The organism is Mycobacterium sp. (assembly GCF_032162605.1).
Taxonomy (GTDB): domain Bacteria; phylum Actinomycetota; class Actinomycetes; order Mycobacteriales; family Mycobacteriaceae; genus Mycobacterium.
In genome coordinates this window covers 1-17,207 of record NZ_JAVROT010000360.1, presented here as the reverse complement: position 1 = coordinate 17,207, position 17,207 = coordinate 1, and the positions used below count along the sequence as shown (strand labels likewise).

General features: G+C 67.4%; 16 protein-coding genes and 1 pseudogene. 11 read left to right on the top strand and 6 right to left on the bottom strand.

Annotation, left to right across the window (positions count from 1 at the left end; translation table 11 throughout):
- Window positions 1-128: 128 nt before the first annotated feature.
- From QOI01_RS20325 to purH, 3 genes are read left to right on the top strand one after another with little or no spacing between them, the layout of a single operon-like run.
- Complete coding sequence (locus tag QOI01_RS20325; RefSeq protein WP_526384109.1) at window positions 129-1,625, top strand: cell division protein PerM; 1,497 nt, start codon at window positions 129-131, stop codon at window positions 1,623-1,625.
- 10 nt (window positions 1,626-1,635) lie between these two features.
- On the top strand, window positions 1,636-2,271 hold the full coding sequence (purN, locus tag QOI01_RS20320) for a phosphoribosylglycinamide formyltransferase (protein WP_526384107.1): 636 nt from the start codon (window positions 1,636-1,638) through the stop codon (window positions 2,269-2,271).
- Complete coding sequence (gene purH, locus QOI01_RS20315; protein WP_526384105.1) at window positions 2,268-3,839, top strand: bifunctional phosphoribosylaminoimidazolecarboxamide formyltransferase/IMP cyclohydrolase; 1,572 nt, start codon at window positions 2,268-2,270, stop codon at window positions 3,837-3,839. The genes purN and purH overlap by 4 nt, the downstream gene beginning before the upstream one ends.
- On the opposite strand, the gene QOI01_RS20310 is transcribed toward purH, so the two are convergent.
- Window positions 3,811-4,311, bottom strand: coding sequence for a hypothetical protein (locus QOI01_RS20310; protein WP_526384103.1), 501 nt, complete (start codon window positions 4,309-4,311; stop codon window positions 3,811-3,813). The two genes, purH and QOI01_RS20310, sit on opposite strands and share 29 nt — an antisense overlap.
- 164 nt (window positions 4,312-4,475) lie before the next feature.
- Here QOI01_RS20310 and modA point away from each other — a divergent pair, with 164 nt between their 5' ends.
- From modA to QOI01_RS20285, 5 genes are all read left to right on the top strand, one after another.
- The gene (modA, locus tag QOI01_RS20305; protein WP_526384101.1) at window positions 4,476-5,249 is read left to right on the top strand and encodes a molybdate ABC transporter substrate-binding protein; all 774 of its coding nucleotides are present in this window, start codon (window positions 4,476-4,478) and stop codon (window positions 5,247-5,249) included.
- Between the two features lie 56 nt (window positions 5,250-5,305).
- Window positions 5,306-5,755 (top strand): nitroreductase family deazaflavin-dependent oxidoreductase, encoded by a 450-nt coding sequence (locus QOI01_RS20300; protein WP_526384099.1) that lies wholly within the window; start codon window positions 5,306-5,308, stop codon window positions 5,753-5,755.
- 150 nt (window positions 5,756-5,905) lie between these two features.
- The gene (locus QOI01_RS20295; protein ID WP_526384097.1) at window positions 5,906-7,471 is read left to right on the top strand and encodes an esterase-like activity of phytase family protein; all 1,566 of its coding nucleotides are present in this window, start codon (window positions 5,906-5,908) and stop codon (window positions 7,469-7,471) included.
- A gap of 65 nt (window positions 7,472-7,536) precedes the next feature.
- A complete protein-coding gene (locus QOI01_RS20290) occupies window positions 7,537-8,919 on the top strand; it encodes a sigma 54-interacting transcriptional regulator (RefSeq protein ID WP_526384095.1) in 1,383 nt (460 codons plus the stop codon).
- Complete coding sequence (locus QOI01_RS20285; RefSeq protein WP_526384093.1) at window positions 8,912-10,885, top strand: vWA domain-containing protein; 1,974 nt, start codon at window positions 8,912-8,914, stop codon at window positions 10,883-10,885. Before QOI01_RS20290 ends, QOI01_RS20285 begins: the two co-directional genes overlap by 8 nt.
- 1 nt (window position 10,886) lies before the next feature.
- On the opposite strand, the gene QOI01_RS20280 is transcribed toward QOI01_RS20285, so the two are convergent.
- Entirely contained in the window at window positions 10,887-11,468 is a 582-nt protein-coding gene (locus tag QOI01_RS20280) for a DUF1707 domain-containing protein (protein ID WP_526384091.1), read from the bottom strand.
- Window positions 11,469-11,881: 413 nt separating this feature from the next.
- Between QOI01_RS20280 and QOI01_RS20275 the strand changes: the two are divergent.
- A pseudogene (locus tag QOI01_RS20275) lies at window positions 11,882-12,366 on the top strand (recombinase family protein).
- Here QOI01_RS20275 and QOI01_RS20270 read toward each other — a convergent pair.
- Window positions 12,321-12,590, bottom strand: a complete 270-nt coding sequence (locus tag QOI01_RS20270) for a hypothetical protein (protein WP_526384111.1) — start codon at window positions 12,588-12,590, stop codon at window positions 12,321-12,323. The pseudogene QOI01_RS20275 and the gene QOI01_RS20270 overlap by 46 nt on opposite strands.
- 413 nt (window positions 12,591-13,003) lie before the next feature.
- On the opposite strand from QOI01_RS20270, the gene QOI01_RS20265 reads away from it, so the two are divergent.
- On the top strand, window positions 13,004-13,645 hold the full coding sequence (locus tag QOI01_RS20265) for a hypothetical protein (RefSeq protein WP_526384089.1): 642 nt from the start codon (window positions 13,004-13,006) through the stop codon (window positions 13,643-13,645).
- On the top strand, window positions 13,642-14,679 hold the full coding sequence (locus QOI01_RS20260) for an HTTM domain-containing protein (protein WP_526384087.1): 1,038 nt from the start codon (window positions 13,642-13,644) through the stop codon (window positions 14,677-14,679). Before QOI01_RS20265 ends, QOI01_RS20260 begins: the two co-directional genes overlap by 4 nt.
- Before the next feature lie 16 nt (window positions 14,680-14,695).
- On the opposite strand, the gene QOI01_RS20255 is transcribed toward QOI01_RS20260, so the two are convergent.
- The 3 genes from QOI01_RS20255 to QOI01_RS20245 all read right to left on the bottom strand — a co-directional run.
- Window positions 14,696-15,472 carry an enoyl-CoA hydratase family protein gene (locus QOI01_RS20255; protein ID WP_526384085.1) on the bottom strand — a complete coding sequence of 259 codons (777 nt, stop codon included), beginning with the start codon at window positions 15,470-15,472 and terminating at the stop codon, window positions 14,696-14,698.
- Between the two features lie 37 nt (window positions 15,473-15,509).
- A complete protein-coding gene (locus QOI01_RS20250) occupies window positions 15,510-16,667 on the bottom strand; it encodes an acyl-CoA dehydrogenase family protein (RefSeq protein WP_526384083.1) in 1,158 nt (385 codons plus the stop codon).
- Window positions 16,664-17,207, bottom strand: a 544-nt coding sequence (locus QOI01_RS20245; RefSeq protein WP_526384081.1) for an acyl-CoA carboxylase biotin carboxyl carrier protein subunit, incomplete at its 5' end; no start/stop codon positions are given. The genes QOI01_RS20250 and QOI01_RS20245, both read right to left, overlap by 4 nt.

Genomic DNA, 17,207 nt, shown 5'->3' with positions numbered 1-17,207 from the left:
GCAGTCCCACGAAACGCAGCAACCACAACCGCAGGCTGCTCCGCAAACGGCGCCGCCACCGTCATAATCGCTAGCGGCGCGCACGCAACCTTCGCGCGTACGAGATCGTGCGAGGAGCGACGCAGCTAGTGGACAACCGGCCAGTCGGCACACGTCAGGCCCGCGACCTGCTCAGAGTCGCGTTCGGGCCGTCGGTCATCGCGTTGGTCGTCATCGCGGCCGTCGTGTTGGTGCAGTTGGTGATCGCCAACAGCGACATGACGGGCGCGTTCGGCGCGATCGCCAGCATGTGGCTGGGTGTGCACCAGGTGCCGGTGTCCATCTCGGGCGCCGAGCTGGGCGCGATGCCGCTGCTGCCGATGCTCCTGATGGTGTGGGGAACGGCGCGCACCACCGCGGCAGCCACCAGGGCGGGCACGTCGTGGTTCGTCATCAGGTGGATCGTCGCGTCGGCGCTGGGCGGCCCCCTGCTGATCGCCGCGATCGCACTGGCGGTGATTCACGACGCGTCGTCGGTGCTGAAGGAACTTCAGACGCCCAGCGCGACCCTCGCGTTCGGGTCCGTGCTGGCCGTGCACCTCGCGGGCGCGCTCATCGGCGTCGGCACCAGGGTGTGGCGACGGCTGAGGACGTTGCCGAACGCGCCCACGTGGCTGCCCGATGCGGTCCGTGCCGCGTCGGCGGGCGTGCTGACGTTGTTCGGCTTGTCCGGGGTGGTCGCGGCCGGGTCGATGATCGTGCACTGGAGCACGATGGACACCCTGTTCAAGATCACCGATTCGGCGTTCGGTCAGTTGAGCCTGACGCTGTTGTCGATGCTGTACGTGCCCAACGTGATCGTCGGTACGGCAGCCGTCGCCGTCGGGTCCAGTGCGCACGTGGGGCTTGCCACGTTCAGCTCGTTCACCGTGTTGGGGGGTGACGTCCCCGCGCTGCCGGTGCTGGCCGCGGTGCCTTCCCCGCCCCTTGGGCCGATCTGGGTGGCGCTGCTGATCGTCGCGGCGGCCGCGGCGGTGGCGGTCGGTCAGCAGTGTGCGCGACGGCCCGAGCCACTGGCTCCGGCGTCGGCCAAGTTGGTCGTCGCGTCGGCGCTAGCGGCCGTCGTGATGGCGTTGCTTGGCCATGCGGGCGGGGGACGACTGGGAAACTTCGGCGCGGTCGGCGTCGACCAGACCACGTTCGGTCCCGCGGTGTTCCTGTGGTTCCTCACCATCGGCGCCCTGACGGTCGTCATGACCGGCGGTGTCGCGCGCGGGCCCAAGGCCCGGCCCGTGGCTGCCACGGCGCCGAAACCGGCGCGCGAACCTGAACCCCAGACGCTGCTGGTGCCGACGGTCGACGACGCCGAGCCCGAGGCGGACTACGAGGCCGCCTTCGAGGAGCCGGAGGCCGATGACGTGATCGTCGCCGAGATCGTCGAGGACGAACCGGAGGAGCAGCCGATCGTCCGCGACGAACCGGCCGCACCCCCCGCGGCCGCACCCCTCAGGACCGCCGCGCCGGACGTGTTCGACCTCGACGACGACCCGGAGGCGCACTTCCTGACCGACGACGATGAGGGATTCGAGCCAGGAATCCCCGAACCGCACCCCGCCAGCGACGAGTCGCGCCGCTCCTCCGATTAGGCTGCATCGCGTGCAGCCCCAGCCTCCGCTTCGCGTGTCCCCCAGCGCACCCGCACGACTGGTCGTCCTCGCCTCGGGCACGGGTTCGCTGCTCGAGTCGGTGCTCGAGGCCGCCGTCGGTGACTATCCGGCGCGGGTCGTCGCGGTGGGCGCCGATCGGGACTGCCGGGCGCTGGAGATCGCTGCGGGCGCCTCGTTGCCCGCCTACACGGTCCGTCTCGGCGACCACGCCGACCGGCACGCCTGGGACGCCGCGATCACCGAGGCGACGGCAGCCAACGAGCCCGATCTGGTTGTGTCGGCGGGGTTCATGAAGATCCTTGGTCCACAATTCCTTTCGCGTTTCCTGGGCCGGGTGGTCAACACGCATCCCGCGTTGCTGCCCGCGTTCCCGGGTGCGCACGCGGTGCCCGATTCCCTGGCCTACGGTGTCCGGGTGACCGGTTGTACGGTGCACCTCGTCGATGCGGGGATCGACACCGGCCCGATTCTGGCGCAGGAGGCGGTGGCGGTCCTCGACGGGGACGACGCGACCGCTCTGCACGAGCGGATCAAGGTCGTCGAACGACGGCTGTTGGTGGAAGTGCTTGCCGCGATGGCTACTCGCGGTGTGACGTGGACAGGACGAAAGGCGGCGATCGGATGACCGACCCAGACGGCAGGCGGCCGATTCGGCGCGCGTTGATCAGCGTGTACGACAAGACCGGGCTCGCCGAGCTGGCGGGTGGCCTGCACGCCGCGGGCGTGGCCATCGTGTCGACCGGGTCCACCGCGAAAACCATTGCGGCCGGCGGTGTCCCCGTGACGCCGGTCGAGGACGTCACCGGTTTCCCCGAGGTGCTCGACGGCCGGGTGAAGACCCTGCACCCCGGGGTGCACGCCGCCCTGTTGGCCGACACCCGCAAGGTGGAGCACCTGGCCGCGCTGGAGGAGCTGAGCGTCGCCGCCTTCGAGCTGGTCATCGTCAACCTGTATCCGTTCACCGATACGGTCGAATCCGGTGCCAGCGAGGACGAGTGCGTCGAGCAGATCGACATCGGCGGGCCGTCCATGGTGCGCGCCGCGGCCAAGAACCATCCCAGTGTCGCGGTGGTCGTCGAGCCGCTCGGCTACGACGGCGTGCTGGCTGCGGCGCGCGCGGGCGGTTTCACGTTGGCCGAGCGAAAGAGGCTGGCGTCGTTGGCGTTTCGGCACACCGCTGAGTACGACGTCGCGGTGGCGAGCTGGATGGGCTCGACGCTGGCGCCGCAGGCGGATGACTCGCCCTCGCCCGAGTGGTTCGCCGGGACGTGGAAGCGCGCAGCGGTGCTGCGCTACGGCGAGAATCCACACCAGCAGGCCGCCTTGTACCGCGACGACGCGGCGTGGCCGGGTCTGGCTCAGGCTCAGCAGCTGCACGGCAAGGAGATGTCGTACAACAACTACACCGACGCAGACGCGGCTTGGCGGGCGGCGTTCGACTACGAGCAGACCTGTGTGGCGATCATCAAGCACGCCAACCCATGTGGCATCGCGGTGTCGTCGCTATCGGTCGCCGACGCGCACCGCAAGGCCCACGAGTGCGATCCGCTGAGCGCGTTCGGCGGCGTGATCGCGGCCAACACCACCGTCAGCGTGGAGATGGCCGAGACGGTCGCGGGGATCTTCACCGAGGTGATCATCGCGCCGGCCTATGAACCGGGGGCCGTCGAGATCCTGGCCCGCAAGAAGAACGTCCGGGTGCTGGTGGCGTCCGAACCCCAGGTCGGCGGCACCGAGTTCCGTCAGGTCAGCGGCGGTCTGCTGGTTCAGCAGCGCGACCGGATCGACGCGTCCGGTGACGACCCCAACACCTGGACGTTGGCCACCGGCTCGCCCGCCGACCCCGACACCCTGGCAGACCTGGTGTTCGCCTGGCGGGCCTGCCGGGCGGTGAAGTCCAACGCGATCGTCGTCGCGAAGGGCGGCGCGACCGTCGGCGTCGGGATGGGTCAGGTCAACCGGGTCGACGCGGCCCGGCTGGCCGTCGAGCGGGCGGGGGAGCGCGTGCGGGGCGCCGTGGCGTCCTCCGATGCGTTCTTCCCGTTCCCCGACGGGCTCGAGGTCCTGACGGCGGCGGGGGTGAAGGCGATCGTCCAGCCCGGCGGTTCGATGCGCGACGACGTGGTCACCGAAGCCGCCGCGAAGGCGGGGATCACGCTCTACCTCACGGGCGCAAGGCACTTCGCGCACTGAGCGCACCGGCTCTCGGCTTCTTCGAGAGCGTCGGCGCCAACCACATGCACAGGGCCAGGTTGTAGGCGCCCAGCACTCCGTAGAGCAGGGTGTCGTGCGGGTCGAACCCGAGAATGCCAGGGGCGTGACGGGCGGCTTCGACGGCACAGACGATGGTCAGGGCCGCCCAGCCGCCTCCCGCGATAAAGCTGAACCCCAACGTCGTCCAGCGTCCGAGGCAGGCGAGGACGGCCAGGGATCCGCCTGCCATCAGAAGGCCGCCGTGCAGCGGCGTGACCGTGAGTCCGAGGATCGGCATGCCCTCAGGGCCGAAGCGTAGGTTGGCCATCGACCACGCCAGTGCGAAACCGCCGAGGATGCCGATCACGAGTCCCTGTCCCAGCAGGGCGAGGTGGGCGATCCGGAACCGCGACGTCGCCTGATCCGGCGCAGGAGCCATCGCCCGGCGTACCCCGTACCGATGTCCAAGCACGCGGTCTAGTGTGCCGCCAGGTGGGCGACAATGATTGACGCACAAGCTAATTGCCAGGTGATCTGGTCACGGTTCACAGGGAGTTGACTGGCAAGTTGCTGAGTGTGCCGACATACCGTGATCAACGCCGATCGCGGTGTCCCGAAGCGGTATCGTCAGGTCCGATGAACGGGCGACTGAAGCATGGTATGGCGTTGAGCGCCATCGCGATGCTGTCGGTGACCGCCTGCGGCGCGCGCCAGGGGCCGACGATGTCGATCACCGTGTACGCGGCGTCCTCGTTGATCAAGAGCTTCACCGCGATCGGAAAGCAGTTCGAGGCGGAGAATCCCGGAGTGTCGGTCGAGTTCGTGTTCGCGGGCTCCTCGGAGCTCTCGACCGCGCTCGCGGACGGAGCGGCTGCGGACGTCTTCGCCTCCGGTGACCCCGCCGACATGACGGTGGTGGCTGCCGCGGGCGCGGTCTCAGGCACGCCGGTGCCGTTCGCGGCGGACCGGCTCGTCGTCGTCACCCCGGCCGGAAATCCACAGCACCTCACGTCGTTTGCCGACCTCACCCGGCCCGGTCTGCGGGTGAGCGTCTGTGCCGCGCAGAACACCTGCGGTTCGGCGACTCAGCTCGTCGAGGACCGGACCGGGATACGACTGCACCCGCCCACATCGGAGGCGACGTCGAGTCGCGTCCTCAAGGCGGTGACCGGCGGGCAGGCCGACGCCGGCGTGGTCTACGCGACCGATGCCCAGGCTGCCGGAGGCGGTGTCTCGTGGTTTCCCCTTCCCGGGGGCAAGGACGCCGTCACGGCGTGGATCACGGTGGTCAAGGGCACGGACCAGGATCGCGACGCGGCTCAGTTCGTCGAGGAGGTCACCGGCGCCGAGGGCGTGCGGATCCTGACCGGGGACGGTTTCAGCGAGCCGCTGAAGAATCCGACTGGGTGACGCAGTTCGGTATCAACGTCATTGACGTGTATCAGTCGACTTGATATACCGAACGGATGTCCGACCCCAAGCCGCCAGGCTGGCTCAAGCCCATGAACAAGGTCATGATGGCCATACAGAAGCTCGGCATCGCCGCCGGGCCGGTGCGGGTGCTGACGGTGGTCGGCCGCAAGTCGGGCCGGCCGCGCAGCACGCCCGCGACTCCCTTCACCCTGGACGGCAACGTCTACGTCGCGGGCGGATACCTGCGCGCGGACTGGGTTCTCAACGCCCGTGCGGCGGGCGAGGGGATGGTCACGCGCGGGCGATCCTCCGAGCGGGTGGCGTTCGTCGAGCTCACGGCCGAGCAGGCCAAGCCGGTCTTGCGCGCATTTCCCAAGCAGGTGCCCGCCGGTGTCGGGTTCTACAAGCGCGCCGGGTTGGTGACCGAAGGCAACCCCGATGAATTCGAAGCCCTGGCCGGGCGCTGCGCGGTGTTCCGGCTGGATCCCGTCACGACGCCGTAATCTCGCTCCAAGCACCGAGCCACTTCGCGCGCCGAGCCCCGTGCCGCGAGGCCCGTCGTTCACCTCGCGGACACCCCGCGGACGCCGGACGCTGCTACTCCTTGTCCCGTGATGAACTGCCGAACGCCATCGCTGATGGCGGTTGTCATGATGAGTACCGTTGCCGCAGTGTCCTGTTCGTCTGGCGGGAACACGCCGTCCGCGTCCAGCACCTCCAGCCGGCCAGGTGGCTTGACCACCGGTGTCGACCAGGCGCTCACCATCACGCCGGCACAGTTGCTGACGGCGGCGGGGGGCGCCACCGCGGTGGACTTCGCCAAGCCCGCGCACGGAACGCTGAGCTACGGCAACGGCGGCGCACTGATCTACACCCCGGACAAGGGCTTCACCGGCACCGACCAGTTCGAGGCCACCACCACCGACGCGGTCAAGACCTATGCCGTGGACACGCCGCCGCTGGCCACGGTGGGCGGTGTGGAGATCCAGAGCAGCGGCTTCGGCTCGGCGATCGCCGCCGTCCCAGGTGGCGGCACCGACGAACTGTACGGTCTCACCGACCGCGGACCCAATGTCGACGGCCGGACCGACAACGAGAAGGTGTTGCCGGTACCGGACTTCCACCCGCAGCTCAACACGTTCCGGTTGACCGTCGGCACGGCCGCACCGGGGCAGGCCATCACCCTTGCCGGTCGTGACGGTCAGCCGCTCGTCGGCCTCGTCGATCCGGCCGCCAACACCGGCGAACAACTGGTCGACCTCAACGGTGCCCCGCTGCCCACCTCCGATCACGGGCTGGACACCGAGGGCCTCGTCGCGCTGGCCGACGGCACGTTCTGGGTGTCGGACGAGTACGGGCCGTACCTCGTCCACTTCGACGCGAAGGGCAAGGAGCTGGAACGACTCTCACCGTTCGACGGCACGCTGCCGCGCGAGTTGTCGCTGCGCAGCCCGAACCAGGGCATGGAGGGGCTGACGATCACGCCCGACGGCGCGACGCTGGTTGGCATCATGCAGTCCGCGATCAATACCCCCGGCCTTGAGGGTTCGGCGAAGTCGGTACCGCTGACCCGCATCGTCACGGTGAACCTGGCCGACAAGGCGGTCAAGGAATACCTCTACCCGCTCGCCAACCCGCAGAAGTCCAAGGTCGCCGTTTCGGAGATCACCGCGATCAGCAACACCGAGTTCCTCGTCGACGAACGCGACGGCGAGCTGGAGCCGGGAGCGGACAAGAAGATCTACCTCGCCGACATCGCAGGCGCCACCGAGATCGGGCCTGCGTCCACCGTTGCCGGCGGTGTCTACCGCGCTGACGCCGGTGGGCTGCAGCTCGACGGTAAGCCGATCGAGACGCTCGTCGGCGTCACCACCGACGCGGCGGCGACCGAGAAGCTGAAGTCGGTGGGTGTCGAGGTGGCGACCAAGACGCTGAAACTGGACCTGGGCGGTCTCCTGACCGAGCTCAACCCCAAGGGCGAGTTCTTCGGCCACGACAAGATCGAGGGTGTGGCGACCCCGGACGGTGGCAAGACGCTGATCATCGCCAACGACAGCGACTTCGGTCTGGCGGGTCTGGAGTCCGACCAGCCGCCGTTGCGCCTCAAGCCAAAGACGCTGGCCAACGGTCGACCGGACACCGGCGGGTTTCTGGTGGTCGACACCTCGAAGCTGCCAGCGAAGACTGGCAAGACCACCGTGTCGGTGACGGTCGGCTGACCTTCCGGCCCGTTGCGAGCCCGGGGCGCAGTGCCGGATGTGGCCAACAGTCGTAGCGTGGAGTAGTGACATCACCTAACGACCTTCCCCGCACTCTTGGCGAGCTGCGCGCCTCCGGGCATCGCGAGCGGGGCGTGAAGACCGAAATCCGCGAGAACCTGCTGCTCGCGCTCGGCGAGGGCCGCGACGTGTGGACCGGCATCCTCGGCTTCGAGGACACCGTGATTCCCCAGCTCGAGCGGGCGCTGATCGCCGAACACGACGTGGTGCTGCTCGGCGAACGAGGGCAGGGCAAGACGCGCCTGCTGCGCTCGCTGACGAATCTGCTCGACGAGTGGACGCCGGTCATCGAGGGATCCGAGCTCAACGAGCATCCGTACACACCGATCACGCCGGAGTCGATCCGTCGTGCCGCCACCTCCGGTGACGACCTGCCGATCACGTGGCTGCACCGACGCGACCGCTACACCGAGAAGCTGGCCACCCCCGACACCAGCGTGGCCGACCTGGTCGGCGACATCGACCCCATCAAGGTGGCGGAGGGCCGCAGTCTCGGCGATCCGGAGACCATTGCGTTCGGCCTGATTCCAAGGGCGCACCGCGGCATCGTCGCCATCAACGAACTTCCCGACCTCGCGGAGCGCATCCAGGTGTCGATGCTCAACGTCATGGAGGAGCGCGACATCCAGGTGCGCGGCTACACGCTGAGATTGCCGCTCGATGTTCTTGTCGTAGCGAGCGCCAACCCCGAGGACTACACCAACCGCGGCCGCATCATCACGCCGCTGAAGGACCGGTTCGGCGCCGAGATCCGCACGCACTACCCGTTGGCCCTCGAGGCCGAGGTCGGCGTGATCAAGCAGGAGTCCCACCTGCCCGCCGCGGTGCCCGACTACCTGCTGCAGATCCTGGCCCGGTTCGCACGCGCCCTGCGCGAGTCGCAGTCGGTGGATCAGCGCTCGGGGGTTTCGGCGCGCTTCGCGATCGCCGCGGCCGAGACGGTCGCCGCGGCCGCCAGGCATCGCTCGGCGGTCCTCGGTGAGCAGGAACCCGTCGCCCGGGTGGTCGACCTGTCGACCATCATCGACGTGCTGCGCGGCAAGTTGGAGTTCGAGTCCGGTGAGGAGGGGCGTGAGCAGGCGGTGCTGGAGCACCTGCTGCGACGCGCGACCGCCGACACGGCGCAACGACTGTTGGGCGGCCTCGACGTCGGTCCGCTGGTGACGGCGGTGGAGCAGGGCGCCCCGGTGACGACGGGTGAGCGCGTCTCGGCGAAGGACGTGCTGGCTGCGCTGCCTGATCTGCCGATCATCGACGCGATCGCCGAGCGCCTCGGCGCGCAGTCCGACGGCGAACGGGCCTCGGCTCTCGAGTTGGCGCTCGAGGCGCTGTACCTGGCCAAGCGCATCGACAAGATCTCCGGCGAGGGTGAAACGGTCTATGGCTAAAAACCTGTCGCGGTACTCGCGATACACCGGCGGGCCCGATCCGCTGGCGCCGCCGGTGGATCTGCGCGACGCGCTGGAGCGGATCGGTCAGGACGTCATGGAGGGCAGCTCGCCGCGACGTGCGCTGGCCGAGCTGATGCGACGCGGTACCGACAACATGCGCGGCGCCGACCGGCTGGCCGCCGAGGCCAACAGCAAGCGCCGGAAACTGTTGCAGCAGAACAACCTCGACGGCACCCTGCAGGAAATCAAGAAGCTGCTCGACGAGGCGGTGCTGGCCGAACGCAAGGAGCTGGCCCGCGCGCTCGACGACGATGCGCGGTTCAACGAGCTGCAACTCGAGGCGCTGCCGGCCTCACCGGCGAAGGCCGTGCAGGAGCTGTCGGAGTACGACTGGCGATCCGACGAGGCGCGCGAGAAGTACAAGCAGATCAAGGACCTCATGGGTCGCGAGATGCTCGATCAGCGCTTCGCGGGCATGAAGGACGCGCTGGAGAACGCCACCGACGAGGACCGCCAACGGGTCAACGAGATGCTCGACGACCTGAACGAGCTGCTGGACAAGCACGCACAGGGGAATGACTCGCCCCAGGATTTTCAAGACTTCATGGACAAGCACGGCGAGTTCTTCCCCGAGAACCCGAAGAACATCGACGAGCTGCTGGACTCGCTGGCCAAGCGCGCCGCCGCCGCGCAGCGCTTCCGCAACAGCCTGTCCGCCGATCAGCGCGCAGAGCTGGATGCCTTGGCGCAGCAAGCATTTGGCTCACCGTCGCTGACCAACGCGCTCAACAAGCTCGATCAGCACCTGCAGAACGCCAGGCCCGGTGAGGATTGGCAGAGTTCGGAGCGCTTCAAGGGCGACAATCCGATGGGCATGGGGGAAGGCGCGCAGGCGCTGGCCGACATCGGCGAGCTCGAACAGCTCGCCGAGCAGCTCTCGCAGAGCTACGCCGGCGCGCAGATGGACGACGTCGACCTCGACATGCTGGCCCGCCAGCTCGGTGACCAGGCGGCCGTCGACGCCCGCACGTTGTCCGAACTGGAACGCGCGCTGATGAACCAGGGTTTCCTCGACCGCGGCTCCGACGGGCAGTGGCGGCTGTCGCCAAAGGCCATGCGGCAGCTGGGCCAGACGGCGCTGCGCGATGTGGCGCAACAGCTTTCGGGCCGCCACGGCGAGCGCGACACCCGACGGGCCGGCTCGGCGGGGGAGCTCACCGGCGCCACCCGACAATGGCAGTTCGGCGACACCGAGCCGTGGAACGTGACGCGGACGCTGACCAACGCGGTGCTCCGCCAAGCCGGCGCGGGCCTGGCCGAGGTGCCCATGAGGATCACGGTCGACGACGTCGAGATCTCGGAGACCGAGACGCGCACCCAGTCGGTGGTGGCGCTGCTCGTCGACACGTCGTTCTCGATGGTGATGGAGAACCGCTGGCTGCCGATGAAGCGCACCGCACTGGCGCTGAACCACCTCATCAGCACGCGCTTCCGCTCCGACGATCTGCAGATCATCGCGTTCGGGCGGTACGCACGCACCGTCAGCGCCGCCGAGCTGACCGGGCTGGAGGGCGTCTACGAGCAGGGCACCAACCTGCACCATGCGCTGGCGCTGGCGTCGCGGCACCTGCGGCGGCACCCCAATGCTCAGCCGGTGGTCCTCGTCGTCACCGACGGTGAGCCCACCGCGCACCTCGAGGACTTCGGCGACGGCGAGGGCTCGTCGGTGTACTTCGACTATCCGCCGCACCCGCGGACCATCGCCCACACCGTGAAGGGTTTCGACGAGATCGCCCGGCTCGGCGCCCAGGTGACGATCTTCCGTCTTGGCAGTGACCCGGGGCTGGCGCGGTTCATCGACAAGGTGGCCCGTCGGGTGGAGGGCCGGGTCGTCGAGCCCGACCTCGACGGGCTCGGGGCGGCCGTCGTCAGTGACTATCTGCGCGCACGCCGCAGGCGCTGAATCAGCCGGACGACTTGCGCATCTTGCGCTTGATGCCGACGCTGCCCCACAGCGAGAAGCCGCGGATGGTGACGTGCGGTGCGCCGGGACTGCCCGCGTCACCGAGGTCGTCGAAGGCGCCCATCACGCCGACACCCTTGACGTCGACGTTCAGCTCGGGTGGCAGCAAAATGGTCTGCCCGCCGCAAATCGAATACGAGTGGATCTCCACGTCGGTCGAGGTGAAGTCTGCGTAGCGCAGGTCGATCACGCCGCCCCCGAACAGGGTGACCGACGTCAACCGCTTCGGTACGTTCCACCGGCCGCGCCGCTCGAAGCCGCTCATGATCGCCAGCAACAGCGTCGACGGCGCGGGCCGGCCGGGCTCGACTCCTGGTGCCGTGGTGGCGATGCCGGGCAGGTCGCAACTGAGGCGATCCAGTTCTTCCAACGTCTGGGCGGCGTAGGCCTTCTTCAGACGGTCCTCGAATTCGCTCATGTCGAGGCGGCCCTGAGCGGCGGCATCGGAGAGCAGCTGCGCCACCCGGATGCGGTCGGTGTCGGCAGCACGCATCGACCCGTATCGCGACGCTCCATTGCTCATTGGGGACGAGCCTACGACGAACGCCCAGACATGCAAGGTGCGTCGGACGGAAGTTCCCAAAACGCGACTTCGCCAGGATGAGGCGAACGGTGAGGGCGATCGCAGGGATGGACGTATGCGATGTCCGCGATCGTCGGAATGCCTGCGATCTGCCTACGGATCCAGAAGAAAGTCTTAACTCCTTTTGCGAGGTTCAGCGAATAACTGAGGGCGGTCACGACGGGCCGACGCGCGAGGGCAGTGGCGATCCTCGGTCTCTACCTGTGCTGGCCGACTACATCGTCCACAAGACGGGCACACCGCCGGGCATCGCCAACATTGACCGCGCTGTCCGCCGCCTTCGTCTCCGCCATCACGACCGTCCGTGACAGGACCTCGCCGCCCTAGGAACCGCCGGCGTCAAGGCAAGTCGGGTGTTCCCGGCAAACTCTCAGGTTCAGCCACCACAACCCGACCAGGACTGCGCCTCTGCTCGGCTACGCCCGAGCAGGTGACGCCGTCGTCGTTACTGCCATCGATCGGCTCGGTCGATCGGTCGTCGAGGTCACACGGACGATCGCTGACTTCGGTGACCGTGGAATTGCGTCGCAGACGTTGAGGAAGGGGATAGAGACCGCCGTGCGGAAACCGGAAGCAGTCGCGGCGATCATGGCCACCCTCGCCGAATTAGAGCTTGAGTTTGGGTCGTGAGCGTCGTGCCGCATCCCGGCAGTCTCGCCGTGCACGTCAGTTGTCAGCCACCAAGCCATCCAAGCTCAGCCCAGAGCGCCAAGAACATCTCCGCCGGCTCGCGACGACCGGCGAGCCAGTACGAGAGTTGGCTACTGCGCTCGGGATCGGACGTGCGACGGCTTACCGCTGCTCGGCGGCAGCGGTATCACCTAACAGCCGTTCTTGACCACCACATCCCGTCCCCAGCATCGAAAAATCAGCGACGATCTTGTCGGGCCAGACAATAGCTCCGGCGAAGGCGGTGCCGCCCGCGAGGAGGCTGCCCGCGAGATCCCAGGAGCTCAGATAAGTCAGGCCGCCGGCGGATCCTGCGACGAGTACTGCGCAGAGCATCACGACAGTGGAGCGAAGGCTCAGACTCGGCGGCATTTTCGGCTCGGGCCACGGCATCGAGAATCCATTCTTCTGCCGGTTTCGATCGGACTCGAGGAGTAATGAATCGTGGTGCAGACGTGAGCCCACGATGTTTACGCAGTTCAGAAAGTAACATCCTCTCGAACCTCTTTCCGTATTTCCGTGGGTAGCGGGCAGGGGCGACATGCAAAGAGCCGTCTGGGCACATGTTTTAACGACCGCCAAATTCTGACCCCTTTTCGACGGGGTCGCTTCTGGCCTTTGGACCGTCGTCAACACCAGCGGCAGGTGAAGGCGGCGTGGTCGGCCCTCGGCTTGGTTCGGCCCCCGCCAGCGGGCAAAGGTGGCGCAGCCGCCCAACGAGCGGTTGCCCTATGGTGTGTGTGACCGCAGACGACTGAATGGAGAAGCCTCGTTGACACTCATGGCAGCCGCTCCGATTGTCTTCGATGAGCACCAGCCCAACTGACCCGGTAACTGCCTCGCCAGACGACCAGGCAGGACACGCCGAATCGGCACCACCCAGCAGCGGCGGCGCAACTCGAGGCCGTCATCCGAGCGCCGCCAAACGCCCTACGCTCCAGCAGCGATTCGAGGAGTCCCGCCTCGGCAGGCGCGTCATCAGCGGGATCATCGTGGTGATCCTTGGCACGCAGGTGGTGTGGAGTATGCCCGACTCCCCCATTAGAAGGGGCCTGATGCCCGTCGTCGAACCCGTCAACGCCATCGGCGTCAACGAACGTTGGTCGCTGTACGCACCGCGTCTCGGCTCGAGGATCGAGGAGCTCGAGGTTGACGTCACGATGGCCGACGGCAGCAGTCGGATATGGAAACACTCGCCGAACCCACGGCTCGAGAAGATCTTCTTGCCAGATCGGTGGGAACTGATGGCGGCAACCGCGCTGCGTCAACAAGACGGGCGTATCGAGTTCGCCCGATGGGTGGTCGACAGAGTCACCGGACCTTCGGATCGGCCGGTCAAAGTGGTGATGATGTTTCACTTCAAGGTATTGGCGCCGCCAGGGCAACCTTCGAAGGGCTCGACCGGAACCAAGGTTCTCTACGAAGAAGTGCTGACGGGCCAACGATGACCACAGCGAAGCGTCGCAGGGCGGCATCGTTCGAGGGGCTGATCGACGGGTGGCGCACGTTCTGGTTTTCAGCGGAACCTGCATACACGCTCGGCCTTGTTCGAATGGCGTTTGGTGCGCTCATGGTCTATGTGACGCTCGATCTACTTCCGGTTATACCCGTACTGTTCAGTGCGAACGGACCGGTGCCGACCCAGCCCGGTGCAGATGACTTTTCTTGGATAGACAGTTTCCAACTCGGGATATTCCAGATTTGGACGAGCGATACGGCAATTCTGATCGCCTGGATTCTTCTCCTGCTGTCTGCGGTCTCACTGACCCTGGGATGGCACAGCCGGGTCTCCGCCCTCCTGCTGTGGATCCTCTTCTTGTCGTTTCTCAGACGCAACCCATTGATCATGTACGCCGGAGATCAGATAATGACCAATACGGCACTCATTCTGGCGATCTCCGGCTGCGGTGCGGCGTTGTCCCTCGACCAGCGCCGACGGCACGGGCGGTTTTGGTCGGCGGAAGAACGGGTGCGATGGCCCGTTCGATTGATGCAGGCGCAACTTTCACTCGTCTATTTGTTCTCGGCCCAGACCAAGTTGGTCGGCGAGGTGTGGACCGACGGTTCTGCCGTCTCTTTCCCGTGGCGGGTCTATCACGATTGGGCCATTTTTCCCGTTCCGCAGTGGCTGGCCGAGAATCCCTTCTTAGTCAACGTCGCAACGTGGAGCACAATGGCGATCGAACTTTCGCTCGCGATCCTGGTGTGGAATCGGCGGTATCGGTACTGGGTACTCGCCGCCGGCGTTGTCATGCATACCTTGATCTGGCTGAACATGAGTGTGATGTTCTTCGGCCTCGCGATGTTCGTTCTATATCTCGCCTGGGTGCCCTGGAAAACCGTGCGGGATATGCCAGATCGGGTCAGCCAGGCATTGGGTAGGCGGCTCAAGCGACTTTCTCCGCGGCCCGGTGAATCTTCCGACGATTCAGGGAAGACATCGCGGAGCGAGACGACCCAGCCCGAAACCACCACGACTTAGGGCACACGATCGCAGGTCAAGTTTGCCATCGCGGCGGCCGCTTCTCCAGGAACGAGAGGATGCCCTCGCGTGCCTCCTCGGAGACGAACAACGCCGCCGACTGCGCCGTCAGCGCCTCGGCGTGCTCGTCGAACGCCGCCAGGATCGCACCAGTGGTCAACGCCTTCGACGCGGCCAGACCCCGAGGCGAACCCTTCACGACGTCGGTCGCCAGCGCGCCGACGGTGGCGTGCATGGCCTCGGTGGACTCGGCGGCGATGGTGATCAGGCCGATGGTCTGCGCCTCTGCCGCGCCGAACTTCTCGCCGGTGACGAAGTAGCGCCCCGCCGCGCGGGCCGACATCTTCGGCAGCAGCGTCAGCGAGATGATCGACGGGGCCACGCCGATGCGCGCCTCGGTGAGCGCGAACGTGCTCGCGGGTCCGGCGACGACGATGTCGCACGCGCCGATCAACCCGAGGCCGCCGGCCCGCACGTGGCCGTCCACGGCGCCGATCACCGGCATCGGCAGTTCGACGATCGCCCTGAGCAACCGGGTCATCTCGCGGGCGCGGGCCACGGCCAGGTCACCGGGGTCGCGGCCCGCCACCTCGGCGAGGTCGGCGCCAGCGCAGAACGTGCCGCCGGTGTGGCCGAGGACCACGCACCTGACGTTCGGATCGGCGGCGGCGTCGGCGAACCCGTCGTGCAGTTGCGCTACCAGCGCCGTCGACAGCGCGTTGCGGTTGTGCGGCGAATCGAGCGTCAGCCGCGCGACCGCACCGTCGACGGCGTAGGTGACCAGCGTGCCCATCCCTTCCTCCCCGTGTCGCTTCGCTCCGACCCGCCGATCAGTACGACCGGGGCAGACCCAGCGACGTCTGCGCGATGAAGTTGAGGATCATCTCGCGGCTGACCGGCGCGATGCGGGCCAGGCGTGACGCCGTCAGCACCGACGCGATGCCGTACTCCTTGGTCAGGCCGTTGCCGCCGAGGGATTGCACGGCCTGGTCGACGGCCCGCACGGACGCCTCACCCGCCGCGTACTTGGCCATGTTTGCGGCCTCCGCGGCACCGCCGTCGTCGCCGAGGTCGTAGAGCGTGGCGGCCTTCTGCATCATCAGTTTGGCGAGTTCGATCTCGATGTGGTTCTGCGCCAACGGATGTGAGATGCCCTGGTGCGCGCCGATCGGCGTCTTCCACACCTGGCGGGTCTTGACGTATTCGGTGGCCTTGTTGAGGGCGAAGCGGCCCATGCCGACCGCGCTGGCGGCGCCCATGATGCGCTCCGGGTTGAGGCCGGCGAACAACTGCGCGATCGCGGCGTCCTCCGATCCGACGAGCGCGTCGGCAGGCAACCGCACGTCGTCGAGGAACAGCTGGAACTGATTTTCCGGGCTGACGATCTCCATGTCGATCTTGGTGTAGCTCAGGCCGGGCGCGTCGGTGGGCACCACGAACAGCGCCGGCTTCAAGTTGCCTGTCTTGGCTTCTTCGGTGCGTCCGACGACGAGAATCGCCTGCGCTTGGTCGACACCCGAGATGTAGACCTTCTGCCCTGACAGGATCCAGTCGCTGCCGTCGCGGCGCGCGGTGGTGGTGATCCTGTGCGAGTTGGACCCGGCGTCCGGTTCGGTGATGGCGAACGCCATGGTGATCGAACCGTCGGCGATGCCGGGGATCCAGCGCTTCTTCTGCTCCTCGGTGCCGAACTTGCTGATGATGGTGCCGTTGATGGCGGGGGAGACCACCATCATGAGGAGCGCGCAGCCGTTGGCCGACATCTCCTCCATGACGAGCGACAGCTCGTACATGCCGGCTCCGCCGCCGCCGTACTCCTCGGGCAGGTTGACGCCGATGAAGCCGAGTTTGCCTGCCTCGCTCCACAATTCGGTGGTGTGCTCGCCGGCGCGGGCCTTCTGGAGGTAGTACTTCTCGCCGTAGCTCGACGCCATGGCCGTGACGGCCTTGCGCAGTTCCTTCTGTTCGTCGGTCTCGGTGAAGCTCATTGGGTGTCTCCTAGTGGGTTCTCGATGCGGGCGAGGACGGCGCCGACGTCGACCTGCTGGCCGGCCGTCACGTTGAGCTCTGCGAGCACGCCGTCGGTCGGGGCGGCGATGGTGTGCTCCATCTTCATGGCTTCCAGCCAGATCAGCGGCTGGCCCGCCTTGACCGTGTCGCCGACCGACGCGGCGACCTTGGTCACCGAGGCCGGCATCGGGGCCAGCAGCGAGCCCTGCGCGACGGCGTCGTCGGGATCGGGGAAGCGCGGTAGCGCGGTGAGGCGCACGGGGCCGAGCGGCGAGTCGACGAAGGTCTGGTCGCCGTAGCGGGCGACGTCGAAGGGACGCTCGACACCATTGACCGTCAGCACGACGCGCGTCGGCGACGACGAAACCAGGGCCACGGCGTCGTCACCGTCGAGTTCGAGACCGGTGCGGCCGAACCGGTACCGCACCTCGTGCTCGTCGCCTGCCGCGTCGAGGTACCGCTTGGTCTGGAAGCCCGACGCCAGGTTCCGCCAGCCGCTGGGCAGACCCCTGAGTGCG

Bases quoted from the DNA above. Each gene is read 5' to 3' on its own strand.
- QOI01_RS20300 (WP_526384099.1), top strand. From the start codon at position 5,306: ATGTCCGACCCCAAGCCGCCAGGCTGGCTCAAGCCCATGAACAAGGTC.
- QOI01_RS20280 (WP_526384091.1), bottom strand. From the start codon at position 11,468: ATGAGCAATGGAGCGTCGCGATACGGGTCGATGCGTGCTGCCGACACC.
- QOI01_RS20285 (WP_526384093.1), top strand. From the start codon at position 8,912: ATGGCTAAAAACCTGTCGCGGTACTCGCGATACACCGGCGGGCCCGAT.
- QOI01_RS20260 (WP_526384087.1), top strand. From the start codon at position 13,642: ATGACCACAGCGAAGCGTCGCAGGGCGGCATCGTTCGAGGGGCTGATC.
- modA (WP_526384101.1), top strand. From the start codon at position 4,476: ATGAACGGGCGACTGAAGCATGGTATGGCGTTGAGCGCCATCGCGATG.
- QOI01_RS20250 (WP_526384083.1), bottom strand. From the start codon at position 16,667: ATGAGCTTCACCGAGACCGACGAACAGAAGGAACTGCGCAAGGCCGTC.
- purH (WP_526384105.1), top strand. From the start codon at position 2,268: ATGACCGACCCAGACGGCAGGCGGCCGATTCGGCGCGCGTTGATCAGC.
- QOI01_RS20265 (WP_526384089.1), top strand. From the start codon at position 13,004: ATGAGCACCAGCCCAACTGACCCGGTAACTGCCTCGCCAGACGACCAG.
- QOI01_RS20295 (WP_526384097.1), top strand. From the start codon at position 5,906: ATGAGTACCGTTGCCGCAGTGTCCTGTTCGTCTGGCGGGAACACGCCG.
- QOI01_RS20270 (WP_526384111.1), bottom strand. From the start codon at position 12,590: ATGCCGTGGCCCGAGCCGAAAATGCCGCCGAGTCTGAGCCTTCGCTCC.
- QOI01_RS20255 (WP_526384085.1), bottom strand. From the start codon at position 15,472: ATGGGCACGCTGGTCACCTACGCCGTCGACGGTGCGGTCGCGCGGCTG.